Below are 12,614 nucleotides of genomic sequence, written 5' to 3'. Positions count from 1 at the left end.
CAGCCGGGTCCCTGCGTGGCGACGGAGTCGACACGAAAGGGCCTGCCCCAATCTTTAGTGGTCGAAGAACACCAGGCTGGAGTTGATGAGTTCGGCGATTACTTCGGCGTCGTAGGCGCGGCGGAGCGACTCGCGGAAGGACTCCTTCGACAGTGAGCGTGCCAGTGTCGCGAGCACTTCCAGGTGATCGGAGAAGGAGCTTGCCGGGGTGGCGATGAGCAGAATCACTGTGGCCGGGCCGTCCGCTGCGCCGAAGTCGAGCGCCCTGCCGTACTTGGTGATGCCGACCGCGATGGAGGTCTGGGAGACCAGCTCGCTCCGGGCGTGCGGCAGGCCAACACCCCCGGGCAGGCCGGTGGCGAGCTGGTGCTCCCTGGCGTTGACCTGTTTGAGGAAACCCTCCAGATCGGAAATTCGTCCGGCCGCGTGCACGCGTTCAGCGAGCTGGGATGTGGCGTCGAGCTTGTCCGAGGCATCCATTTCGAGGATCACCATGTCGGGTGTGGTGAGCTCGGCGTCGTACCGGTCCAGTGGTTCCGCCAAGAGATGTCCCTTCGAAGTGGCGTCAGTGCACGCCGGCCGGCAGTCCAATGACTAGCGTTGTAATCTGCACTGCCGGCCGGCGCTGCGTCTCAGCGCAGGGGCACGATGTCCTCCACGCCCAGCCGTGCGGCGTCGGCGGATTCGTCGTCCGGCTGCTGCTGGCTCAGGCGCTCGGCATCAACCCGGGCCAGATAGTGCTTGATCTCGCCCTCACGCTGCGCATCACTCCAGCCGAGAACGTCTCCGATCAGTTTAGCGACTACCGGGGCGGCGGACACACCGCGGTCCCACGCCTCGATCGAAATCCGCGTGCGGCGGGTCAGGACGTCCTGGACATGGCGGGCGCCCTCGTGCGTGGCCGCGTAAACGGCTTCGGCGGCCAGGTAGTCGTCCGCGCCCGGCAGCGGCTCGGCCAGTTCCGGGTTGCCGGCGATGAGCGCCAGCACCTCAGGCGTCATGGCACCGTAACGGTTGAGCAGGTGTTCGATCCGGGCCACGTGGACGCCGGTCTCCTCGGCCATCCGGTTCCGCTGGTTCCACGCGGCCTTGAAACCGCTCGCCCCCAACAGCGGGACGGACTCCGTGCAGCTGGGCGGGACGCGCTCGTCCATGCTGCGTGTTGCCTCGTCGACCGCATCCTTGGCCATGACCCGGTAGGTGGTCCATTTACCGCCTGCCACCACCACGAGGCCCGGTACGGGGTGGGCCACCACGTGTTCCCGGGACAGCTTCGCGGTGGAATCGCTTTCCCCGGCAAGCAGTGGACGCAGTCCCGCGTAGACGCCCTCGACGTCCTCTCGGGTCAGCGGGCGCTTGAGGACCTTGTTGACGTGCTCCAGCAGGTAGTCGATGTCCTTGCTGGAGGCCGCGGGGTGGGCCTTATCGAGGTGCCAGTCGGTGTCCGTGGTTCCGATGATCCAGTGCCTGCCCCAAGGGATCACGAACAGGACGGACTTCTCGGTACGCAGGATCAGCCCCACCGTGGACTGGATCCGGTCGCGGGGCACCACGAGGTGGATGCCCTTGGAGGCCCGCACCTTGAGCTGCCCGCGGTCCGTCACCATCGCCTGGGTTTCGTCGGTCCAGACCCCGGTGGCGTTGATGACCTGCTTGGCCCGGATTTTGAAGCTGGAGCCGTCCTCGTGATTGACCACCTTGGCGCCGACCACGCGCTCGCCTTCGCGCACGAAGTCGACAACCGACATCTGGTTGACCGCATGGGCGCCGTAGTGCGCAGCGGTCCGCACGAGGTTGGCGACGTACTTGGCGTCGTCTACTTGCCCGTCGTAGTAGCGGATGGAGCCGACGAAGGCGTCGTCCTTGAGGCTGGGGGCGGCGCGCAGGGTTCCGCGCCGGGTCAGGTGTTTGTGGAAGGGGACGCCGCGGCTGTGCCCGCCGGTGATGGACATCGCGTCGTAGAGGGCGATTCCGGCGCCGATGTACGGCCGTTCCACGAACTTCTTGTGGAGCGGGTACAGGAACGGGACCGGCCGGGCCAGGTGCGGTGCCAGCACGGAGAGAATGAGACCGCGTTCGTGTAGCGCCTCTTTGACCAGCGCGAAGTCGAGCATTTCGAGGTACCGGAGGCCACCGTGGATGAGCTTCGAGGAACGAGACGACGTCCCCGCGGCCCAGTCATTGGCCTCGACGATGCCGACGCTGAGCCCGCGGGTGACGGCGTCGAGGGCGGCGCCGGCGCCCACAATGCCTCCGCCCACGATCAGGATGTCGAGCTCTTTACCGGGGGCGGTGCTACCCCTGAGCACCGTGATTGAAGCCTCGCGTTCCGCAGGTCCAAGGGCACCTCCGGCCACGGCAGAACCGCCGGGAAAACTGTTCATGTCACGCCTCCATCCGGGTCAAACCTCGTTAGGGCACCAGACTACGTCCAAGTATCCCGGATGGGCAGGGTCAAACAACCGCCAGCGTGGGGTTCAGTTGCCGGCGTAGGGCGAGACGACGACGTCGACGCGCTGGAATTCCTTCAGGTCCGAGTAGCCGGTGGTGGCCATCGAACGGCGCAGCGCTCCGATGAGGTTGGAGGTGCCGTTGGTGTGGTGGCCGGGTCCGAACAGGACTTCTTCGAGCGGGCCCACCGTTCCGACGTTGACCCTGTCGCCGCGGGGCAGTTCGAGGTGGTGGGCTTCCTGGCCCCAGTGCCAGCCTTTGCCGGGGGCTTCGTCGGCGCGGGCCAGGGCGCTGCCCAACATCACAGCGTCGGCGCCCATGGCGATGGCCTTGACGATGTCACCGGAGGATCCCATCCCGCCGTCGGCGATCACATGGACGTAGCGTCCGCCGGACTCGTCCATGTAGTCGCGGCGGGCGGCCGCGACGTCGGAGATGGCGGAGGCCATCGGCGAGTGGATGCCCAGGGCGCGGCGGGTGGTGGTGGTCGCTCCGCCGCCGAAGCCGACCAGCACGCCGGCGGCACCGGTGCGCATCAGGTGCAGGGCCGGGGTGTAGCCGGCCGCTCCGCCGACGATCACGGGGACGTCGAGTTCGTAGATGAACTGCTTGAGGTTCAGCGGCTCGTGGTCCTTGGAGACGTGCTCGGCCGAGACCGTGGTTCCGCGGATGACGAAGATATCGACGCCGGCGGCCAGCACGGTCTTGTAGTGTTCCTGCGTGCGCTGCGGGGTCAGTGAGCCGGCCACCGTAACGCCGGCGGCGCGGATCTCGGCGAGGCGCGAGGTGATCAGCTCGGGCTGGATCGGCGCCTGGTAGAGCTCCTGCATGCGCCGGGTGACGGCGGGGCTGTTGGTCTCGTCCGTGAGGCCCCCGATCTCGTCCAGCACGGACTGCGGGTTCTCGTACCTGGTCCACAGGCCTTCGAGGTCGAGCACGCCGAGTCCGCCGAGGCGGCCCAGGGCGATGACGGTTTCCGGCGACATGGCCGAATCCATCGGCGCCGCGATGACGGGCATCTCGAACTTGTAGGCATCGATCTGCCAGGAGACGGAGACGTCCTTGGGGTCACGGGTGCGCCGGTTGGGGACGATCGCAATGTCATCCAGGGAGTAGGCACGACGCCCACGCTTGCCTCGGCCAATCTCAATCTCGTAAGTCACTGCTCTAGGTTATCCCAGCGGACGCGGGGCGCCGCTTCGGCGTACTGCGGCGTCATGCTGGGGCGGTACGGACAGCGCTGGATTTCCGTTGGACGCGTTGCCGGGTCCCCGGCATCGGGGCGCCACCTCACTCGCCGCTGACGTTCTCGGCATCCGGGACCGTCAGCTGGGACTCGAACATCCGGAAGTAGCGCCCGCGGAGCGCCACGAGTTCCTTGTGGGTGCCTTGTTCGACGATGCGGCCGTCCTCGAGCATGTAGACCACGTCGGCCTTCTCGATGGTGGCGAGCCGGTGGCTGATGGCGATGATGGTGCTGCTGCGGTCCGCGAAGAGCCGCGTGAAGATCCGGTGTTCGGCCAGCGCGTCGATGGCCGACGTCGGCTCGTCCATCACCATGAAGGTGGCGTTGCGGTAGAAGTTCCGGGCCATGGCCAGGCGCTGCCACTGCCCGCCGGAAAGCCCGGAGCCCTTCCGGCCGCGCGGGTCCTCCATCCAGTTGCTGACGTGGTTGTCCAGGCCGTTGGGCAGCTTGTTGATGAATTCGAGCGCTTCGGCATCCGCGGCGGAGCGGCGGACCCGTCCGTCGTCGATGGGCGAATCGACGTCGCCGAAGAAGATGTTCTCCGCAGCGGTGGCGAACTCGTACTTGAGGAACTCCTGGCTGAGCACCGCAAGGTGCCGGTGCCAGGACGTGACGTCGACGGCGGCGAGGTCGACGCCGTCGAGCATCACCTGCCCGGAATCGGGCCGGTACAGCCCGGCCAGGATGCGGATCAGGGTGGACTTGCCGGCGCCGTTCTCCCCCACGATCGCGATGTGCTGGCCCTGCCTGATGGTCATCGAAATGCCGCGGATCACTTCCAGTTCGCTGCCGGTGTAGGTGAAGCGGATGTCCCGCAGTTCCACCGTTTTGGGCGCCTGCAGCAGGGGCGGGGCGTGGCCGGACTGCACGGGCAGCGCCATGAAGAGCTCGTAGTCCTTGAGGTTTGCCAGGTCCTCGTCGATCGAACTGAGCGAGGAGACGAGGTTGTTGGCGGTGGACAGGGCGCGGCTGACAATCTGCTGAACGTACAGGAACTGCCCCACCGGCTGCGCGTGGGCGATGATCTGGCCCACCACCCAGATCAGGGAGACCACCTCGGCGCCGTACTGCAGGGCATCGGCCGCGAGCTGTCTGGGAATGTAGCGCTTCTGGAAGTCCAGCCGGCGCTTTTCGTCGGCGTCCCGCAGAGTGGAGCGCAGCCCCATCAGGTGGCCGACGATCCCGTAGAGCCGCATCTCGGCGATGTGCTGCGGGCGCAGCAGGTTGGTTTCGATCATCCTGCGTTGCCTGCGGGAATCGACCTGGGTGTTCCAGTGCGCGATCTGTTCGCGGGAGAGCTTGAACTGCAGGTAGACGCTGGGCACGATCGCGACCAGGACGATCACGGCGATCCACCAACTGACCAGCAGCAGCGCGCCGATGGCCAGGAGCACGGAAACGAGCTGGGTGAAGATGGCGGCGATCCGGTCCAGGACGCGGGCATAGGAATCGGAGAAACGCTTCGCCCGGTCGTACAGGTCCACAGTCTCTTTGTCGTCGTAGCGCCAGAAGTCCAGGGTCAGGAAGCGCTCGTACATAAGATCCCCGACGATCGCGCCGACCCGGAAGCTCATGAGCTGCTGGATGTAGCGGTCCACGCTGCTGAACGAACCCCAGAAGAGCCCGAGTGCCGCAGTGATGATGACGTAGACGATCGCCTGGGCACCGGCGGCGGCGTCGCCCGCGTAGGCGGCGGCCAGCGCCGTGGTGGTCAATGCGGCGAAGTACGTTGTGACCAGCGGCAGCAGTGCCGAGATCAGCGAACCGAGGACCTTCATGATGACGGCGGCGGGTGAGGCCCGGAAGCTCACCCGCAGCACCTGCGCCACGGCTTGGGCGTAGGGCTTGAGCGCGAGCTTGCGTTTGGGCGCACGTGCCGGCAGGAGTTCGGACATGCCTCCAGCCTAGTTCCGGGCGCAAACACGAACAGGCCGTGAGGAGAATCCCCCCACGGCCCGTTCGCTGAAGTTCCGGCGGTTTAGCGCGACCCGTAGTTCGGGGCTTCGACCGTCATCTGGATGTCGTGCGGGTGCGATTCCTTGAGCCCGGCCGCGGTGATGCGGACGAACTTGCCGCGCGCCTTCAGCTCGGCCACGGTCGGGGCACCGGTGTAGAACATGGTCTGGCGGAGGCCGCCGACCAGCTGGTACGCCACGGACGACAACGGACCGCGGTACGCCACCCGGCCCTCGATGCCTTCCGGGATGAGTTTGTCATCGCCGGAGACGTCGGCCTGGAAGTAGCGGTCCTTGGAATAGGAGGTGTTCTTGCCGCGGGTCTGCATAGCGCCAAGGGAGCCCATGCCGCGGTAGCTCTTGAACTGCTTGCCGTTGACGAAAATCAGGTCGCCCGGTGATTCGTCGCAACCGGCCAGGAGCGAGCCGAGCATTACGGTGTCGGCGCCGGCGACCAGCGCCTTGCCGATGTCACCCGAGTACTGCAGGCCGCCGTCGGCGATCAGCGGGACGCCGGCCGGGATGGCGGCTTTCGCCGACTCGTAGATGGCGGTGATCTGCGGGACGCCGACGCCGGCCACCACGCGGGTGGTGCAGATGGACCCGGGACCGACCCCGACCTTGATGCCGTCGGCACCGGCGTCGATCAGTGCCTGGGCACCTTCACGGGTAGCGGCCTGGCCGCCGATGATGTCCACGTGCGCCGCGACGGGATCGGACTTGAGCCGGCGGATCATCTCCAGCACGCCCTGGGAGTGGCCGTTGGCGGTGTCCACGAACAGGGCATCCACGCCGGCGTCGATGAGCGTCATGGCGCGTTCCCAGCCGTCGCCGAAGAAGCCGATCGCCGCGCCGACGCGCAGGCGGCCTTCGTCGTCCTTGGTGGCGAGCGGGTACTGCTCTGCCTTGGTGAAGTCCTTGGTGGTGATCAGGCCCTTGAGCCGGCCCTGTTCGTCCACGAGCGGGAGCTTCTCGATCTTGTTCGTGGCCAGCTTGTGCGAGGCTTCCTCGCGGCTGATGCCGACGTGTCCGGTGACGAGCGGCATCTTGGTCATGACGTCGCTGACCAGCCGGAGCGGGAAGTCAGACTCGGGCACGAAGCGGGTGTCGCGGTTGGTGACGATGCCCAGCAGCCGGTTGCCCTCGTCCACCACGGGGAGACCGGAGACGCGGTAGCGTGCGCAGATCTCGTCCAGCTCGGCCAAGGTGGCCTCGGGGCCGATGGTCAGCGGGTTGGTGATCATGCCGGATTCGCTGCGCTTGACCCGGTCCACCTGGTCGGCCTGGTCGGCGATGGAGAGGTTGCGGTGCACGACGCCGAGGCCGCCCTGGCGGGCCATGGCGATGGCCATCCGGGACTCCGTGACAGTGTCCATCGCGGCGGAGAGCAGCGGGGTCTGGACCGTGATGCGCTTGGAGATCCGGGAGGACGTGTCCGCCTCCGAGGGGATCACGTCGGTGTGGCCGGGCAGGAGCAGGACGTCGTCGTACGTCAGGCCGATGAAGCCGAAGGGATTGTGTTCGGGCTGGGTCATGAGTGCGCCTCTTACCTTGGGTTACGGGGTTCACGGGTAGGGGTTGCAACAGATGACCAGCCCGTCATTACGGGTCTGGTCTGTGCAGAAGGTCATGCAGAAGGTCATGCAACAGGTCGTGCAGAAGTCCTGAATAAATAGTAGAACCTTGGCGGCGATAGCCATATTCCGGGGCAGTAATGTGCGGCTTCAATGTGAGCAGTACCGTGCCGCACGGCTCCCCCGCACTGCTTCGGCACTGCGGGCCGGCCCGGGCAGGTCAACGGGCGCGCAGGTCAACGGGCGCGGCCGGCCTGCCCGGCCTAGTTCCAGCCGGTGGCGGCGAGCAGCCGCTTCTCGAACATGGGGATCATGGTCTGGACATAGGTCTTGGTCAGGTGATTGTCGTCCTTGTAGACGTACACGTTGCCGACCACCGCGGGGCAGGTTCCGTTGGCGCAAATGAAGTCGCTCATGTCCATCAAGGCCAGCCTGGGCACCTGGCCGCGGTACGCGTCGAGCGGCGAGGACCCCGCGAGCGATTCCTGCTGAGGCACGTTGCATTCCGCCGCGTCCTCGCCGTTCTTCTGGACGCACTCGGGCATGTTGATGTTAAAGCGGGGGTTGTCGCGGATGCCCACCACGTCCATGCCGGCGTCGGTGAAGGGTTTGATGCCCTCCAGGTACTGCGGCACTTCCGTCTCGAACGGCGCTTCCTTGTGGGTCAGGGACGCAACCGTGAAAACGGCGTCGGGCCGGTGGTCCAGGACGTACTGCGTGCTGGCCCTGTTGAAGGCGTTGCAGTCCGTGTCCCGCTCCGGGGACTCCCCACCGAAGCGGCAGTTGCCCTTCAGGAGGGTGACCACTTCCCAGCCGTGGCTCTTCGCGATGGGACCAAGGGCCGCCATGTACTGCTGGGCATGGGAGTCGCCGAGCACCACGATCCGCTTGGTGACCTTCTCCGGCTTGTTGTTCTGCAGGCAGCCCTGCAGCAAGGGGTCGCTGGCGACGTTACCGTCCGTGCACAGCCCGTCGATGTCCGCCCATTCGTTCTTCATCGCGGCCGGCGCGGGGATGGTTTTCGCCTCCGGCGTGGGTTTGCCGGCGTTTTCCGGTGCCAGTGCGGCCGCACCGGGGGTCAGTTCCTTGGGCTGGGATGCCGCCTCGGCCTCGTCGGCGACGAGTTGGCTCTGCCACACGGCGACGGGACCGGCCAGCAAGGCACCACAGGCGGCAATCACGACGGCGGTCCGCCAGGCGCGGAGCTTGGGCCAGTGCCACTCACGCAGCGGCTTCTCGACGAAGCGGGTGGTGAGCACGGCCAGAACGACGGACACGGCAACGATGCACAGCCCCTGGAACAGGTTTGGCGCCGTGATGCCCGCCCCGGCGAGGGCCAGGACCAGCAGCGGCCAGTGCCAGAGGTAGAGCGCATAGGAGTTGTCCCCCAGCGCCACCAGTGGTTTCCACGTCAGGAAGCGGTCGACGCCGAACCGGCTGCCGCTTTGACCGGCGGTGATGATCGCGGCGGCCGCCAGCGTGGGCCACAGCGCGATGAACCCGGGGAAGGAACGGTCCACGGTCAGCAGCAGTCCGCAGGAGAGCAGGGCCACCAGCCCTGCCCAGCCCAGTACGACGCGCAGGATCTTGCCCGGCTTCAGGTACGGCAGGGCGAGGGCCAGGAGGGAGCCGAGGGCGAACTCCCAGAGCCGGGCGCCGGTGTCGAAGTAGGCGTGTGCCTGGTTCGTTGTGGTCTGCTGAATCGAGTACGCGAGAGACACGGCGAAGACGGCGCCGAAGGCCACGGCCAGCAGGGACCGGTAGCGCAACAACGCATGGTCCTCGCCGGTCCCGCGGCGGAGCATGCGCTTGAGCAGCCGGGAAAGAACGGCCGTGCCGGCGAAGACGAGCGGCCAGAGCACGAACACCTGGCCCTGGATCGAGAGTGACCAGAAGTGCTGGAGCGGGCTCGCGCCCGAATGGTCCTGGGCGTAGTAGTCCACGGCACTGTCAGCCAGGAGCCAGTTCTGCCGGTACAGCAGGGAGGCCCAGGCCTGCTCAAGGACGTCGGGCCAGCGGCTTTGCGGCAGGATGGCCCAAGTGCCGGCGAGGACGCCGAGGATCACCACGACGACGGCCGGCAGAAGGCGCTTAAGCAGATGCAGCCAGTGGCTCAGCAGCCGGAGCGGCGCGCCGCTTTCGACCTTCCGCGTGAAGCTGAGCGTCATCAGGAATGCCGAAATGAGAAGGAAGATGTCTACGCCGCCGGAAACCCGCCCCAGCCACACGTGGTACGTGACCACCATGAGGACCGCGAGGGCGCGCAGGCCCTGGACTTCGGGGCGGTAGCTTGATTTTCGGCTCGCCGGAGAACCTGCGTCCGCCCTTGGTGGGGTGGCGATGGTTCGCTCGCTCGACACAGATAACCCTTCCGGCCAGTTTCCAAAACACCAATGTTACCGAAACGTAATTTTCTTGGCCAATCACCGGCGCCCCCGCGGGTACCCCGGAAGCCCTGGCAGGGAGCCTCCACGCGCCCGGCCGGCGGCGTCTGGCGCGGCGCGGAAGCTAGGCTGGGACGAGTCTGAGGAGGCCGCCAAGTGATCGTGCAGCTGCGCATTTGTGTCCCGGGAGAGTTGACCGGAGTTGTTGTCGAAAGTACTACAAGTCACGTCGGAGTCTCGGAAGTCGCGCTGGCCAAGGGTGCTTCCGTCCTGCCCCCCGGCGACGTTATCCAGGTCCTGCTGGCGCGCGAATCAGTGGAGGGGCTCGTGGAGAAGCTCCACGTCCTCGATGTCCAGCAGCGCGGATCAATTTCGGTCCTAGAACCGGACCTGGTGCTCTCGGCCCGGGCCGACCGGGCGGAGGCGGAGGCGCCGGGTGAGGGCGCGGACGCCGTGATCTGGGACGAGGTGACGCGGCAGACCGGCGAAGATTCGCGCCTGACGTGGAGTTTTCTGGCCTTCCTGGTCCTGGCGACCCAGCTGGCGGCCATCGGCATCGTGACCGACTCCACCATTGCGATCGTCGGCGCCATGGCCGTGGGCCCGGAGTTCGGCCCCCTGGCTGCGCTGGCCGTGGCCCTGGTCCGGCGCGAGCGGCGGCTCGGACGCGACGCGGCCGTGGCACTCGGCGTCGGCTTTCCCGTCGCGATGCTGGCTGCCGCCCTGGCGGCGTGGCTGTCCGTGCCGCTCGGGCTGTTTCCCAGTGACGCGCTCAACCGCGGTTCAGCGGTTGAATTCATATACCATCCGGGCCCGTACTCCCTGATCGTCGCCATCCTTGCCGGCATAGCCGGAATGCTGTCGGTCATCAGCCGGCGCTCGGCGGCGCTAATCGGGGTGTTCATCTCGGTCACCACAGTGCCGGCGGCGGGATTCGTGGCCGTGGCCCTGGTCCTGGGCGAGTACCAGAAGGCCGCCGGCTCCGCCCTGCAGCTGTTCCTGAACCTGCTGGGAATCGTGGTGGCCGCCGTCGGGGTTCTCATTTTCTACCGGCTGGTGACCAAGCGGCTGTCGCCGGACGCCGCACTGCGGCTGCGGCGCAGGGCGGACCGTTCACGGCGCTGACGGCCGGGCGTTTGGCCGCCCGCTGGGGGCCGCGGGGCCGTCCCCTAGGGCCCGCGGGAACCAAGGACAACAGGAATGTCGGGGTCTTCGCGCCGGAATCCGGGCGATTTTGCAGGCGAACCCTGCAGACGCGCAGCAGAGCCGGCCCGGCAGAAACGTAGCGTGGCAGACAAAGTGGCAGACAAAAAGGACGGCCCGGCATGATGCCGGACCGTCCTTTGTGTGTACAGAGGCTAGTGCTTGTGCCCTGCGTGCTCGTCTTCGTCAGCCGGCTTCTCGACCACGAGGGTTTCCGTGGTGAGGACCAGCGCCGCGATGGATGCCGCGTTGCGCAGGGCCGCACGCGTCACCTTCACGGGGTCGATCACGCCGGCGGCGATCAGGTCTTCGTATTCGCCGGACTTGGCGTTGAAGCCCTGGTTCACCGCGGATTCGGCCACCTTGGCGACCACGACATAGCCGTCGAAGCCGGCGTTCTGCGCGATCCAGCGCAGCGGCTGGGTCAGGGCGCGGCGGACGATGCCGACGGCCGCAGCCGCGTCACCTTCGAGGGCCTGGACGGCCGCGTCCTCGTCGAGCGCCTTCAGCGCGTGGATGAGGGCGGAACCGCCGCCTGCCACGATGCCTTCTTCGAGGGCAGCGCGGGTCGAGGACACAGCGTCCTCGATGCGGTGCTTCTTTTCCTTCAGCTCAACCTCGGTGGCAGCGCCAACCTTGATCACGCCGATGCCGCCGGCCAGCTTGGCCAGGCGTTCCTGCAGCTTTTCCTTGTCCCAGTCCGAATCGGTCCGGGTCAGCTCGGCGCGCAGCTGGGCAACGCGGGCAGCGACGTCTTCGGCCGAACCGGCGCCGTCGACGATCGTGGTGTTGTCCTTGGTGACCGTGATGCGGCGTGCGGTGCCAAGCACCTCGAGGCCAACGGTGTCCAGGCTCAGGCCCAGCTCCGCGGAGACAACCTGCGCACCCGTGAGGGTCGCGATGTCCTGGAGCATGGCCTTGCGGCGGTCACCGAAGCCCGGGGCCTTGACGGCGACGACGTTCAGCGTGCCGCGGATGCGGTTGACGATGAGCGTGGAGAGGGCCTCGCCCTCGACGTCTTCGGCGATGATGAAGAGCGGCTTGGAGCTCTGCAGCGCCTTTTCCAGCAGCGGCAGGAAATCCTGCACCGAGGAGATCTTGCCCTGGTTGATCAGGATCAGGGCGTCCTCGAGGACGGCTTCCTGGCGTTCCGCGTCGGTGACGAAGTACGGGGACAGGTAGCCCTTGTCGAACTGCATGCCCTCGGTGAGGACCAGCTCGGTCTGCGTGGTGGAGGATTCCTCGATGGTGATCACACCATCCTTGCCGACCTTGCCGAACGCCTCGGCCAGGAGCTCGCCGACCTCGTCGCTCTGGGCGGAGATTGCGGCAACGTTGGCAACCTGCGTGCCTTCAACCGGGCGCGCGTTCTCCAGCAGGCGGGCGGCGACGGCCTCGACCGAAACCTCAATGCCGCGCTTGATCTCGCCCGGTGCGGCGCCTGCCGCTACGTTGCGCAGGCCTTCCTTGACCAGGGCCTGGGCCAGGACGGTGGCGGTGGTGGTGCCGTCACCGGCAACATCGTTGGTCTTGGTGGCGACCTCCTTGGCAAGCTGCGCGCCAAGGTTCTCGTAGGGGTCGTCCAGCTCGACTTCGCGGGCGATGGTCACGCCGTCGTTGGTGATCGTGGGGGCGCCCCACTTCTTGTCCAGTACGACGTTGCGGCCGCGCGGGCCCAGCGTGACCTTGACGGTGTTGGCGAGCTTATCGATGCCGGCTTCAAGCGACCGGCGGGCAGCGTCGTTAAACGCAAGCTGCTTTGCCATGGTTTTGTCCTTTCAAGACAGAACCCCGCGCAACT

General features: G+C 66.9%; 8 protein-coding genes. 1 reads left to right on the top strand and 7 read right to left on the bottom strand.

Features of this window, described 5'->3' with window-relative positions; all coding sequences use genetic code 11:
• Positions 1–54: 54 nt before the first annotated feature.
• The 6 genes from AC1DEM_RS01070 to AC1DEM_RS01045 form a co-directional block, all read right to left on the bottom strand.
• Positions 55–543: a PTS sugar transporter subunit IIA gene (locus AC1DEM_RS01070; protein ID WP_476882700.1), complete on the bottom strand. Its 489-nt coding sequence runs from the start codon at positions 541–543 to the stop codon at positions 55–57.
• Positions 544–632: 89 nt separating this feature from the next.
• Positions 633–2,384, bottom strand: coding sequence for a glycerol-3-phosphate dehydrogenase/oxidase (locus AC1DEM_RS01065; protein ID WP_476882699.1), 1,752 nt, complete (start codon positions 2,382–2,384; stop codon positions 633–635).
• 93 nt (positions 2,385–2,477) lie between these two features.
• Positions 2,478–3,614 carry a GuaB3 family IMP dehydrogenase-related protein gene (locus tag AC1DEM_RS01060; protein ID WP_476882698.1) on the bottom strand — a complete coding sequence of 379 codons (1,137 nt, stop codon included), beginning with the start codon at positions 3,612–3,614 and terminating at the stop codon, positions 2,478–2,480.
• Positions 3,615–3,741: 127 nt separating this feature from the next.
• Positions 3,742–5,592 carry an ABC transporter ATP-binding protein gene (locus tag AC1DEM_RS01055; protein ID WP_476882697.1) on the bottom strand — a complete coding sequence of 617 codons (1,851 nt, stop codon included), beginning with the start codon at positions 5,590–5,592 and terminating at the stop codon, positions 3,742–3,744.
• Positions 5,593–5,675: 83 nt separating this feature from the next.
• On the bottom strand, positions 5,676–7,187 hold the full coding sequence (gene guaB, locus AC1DEM_RS01050) for an IMP dehydrogenase (RefSeq protein ID WP_476882696.1): 1,512 nt from the start codon (positions 7,185–7,187) through the stop codon (positions 5,676–5,678).
• 302 nt (positions 7,188–7,489) lie between these two features.
• Positions 7,490–9,586, bottom strand: a complete 2,097-nt coding sequence (locus AC1DEM_RS01045) for an acyltransferase family protein (RefSeq protein ID WP_476882695.1) — start codon at positions 9,584–9,586, stop codon at positions 7,490–7,492.
• Positions 9,587–9,766: 180 nt separating this feature from the next.
• Here AC1DEM_RS01045 and AC1DEM_RS01040 point away from each other — a divergent pair, with 180 nt between their 5' ends.
• On the top strand, positions 9,767–10,735 hold the full coding sequence (locus AC1DEM_RS01040) for a DUF389 domain-containing protein (protein WP_476882694.1): 969 nt from the start codon (positions 9,767–9,769) through the stop codon (positions 10,733–10,735).
• Positions 10,736–10,968: 233 nt separating this feature from the next.
• On the opposite strand, the gene groL is transcribed toward AC1DEM_RS01040, so the two are convergent.
• Entirely contained in the window at positions 10,969–12,579 is a 1,611-nt protein-coding gene (groL, locus tag AC1DEM_RS01035; RefSeq protein WP_079550210.1) for a chaperonin GroEL, read from the bottom strand.
• Positions 12,580–12,614 lie beyond the last annotated feature (35 nt).

This window comes from Arthrobacter sp. 05T420 (assembly GCF_056396305.1).
This window is presented reverse-complemented; position numbering and strand designations above follow the sequence as displayed.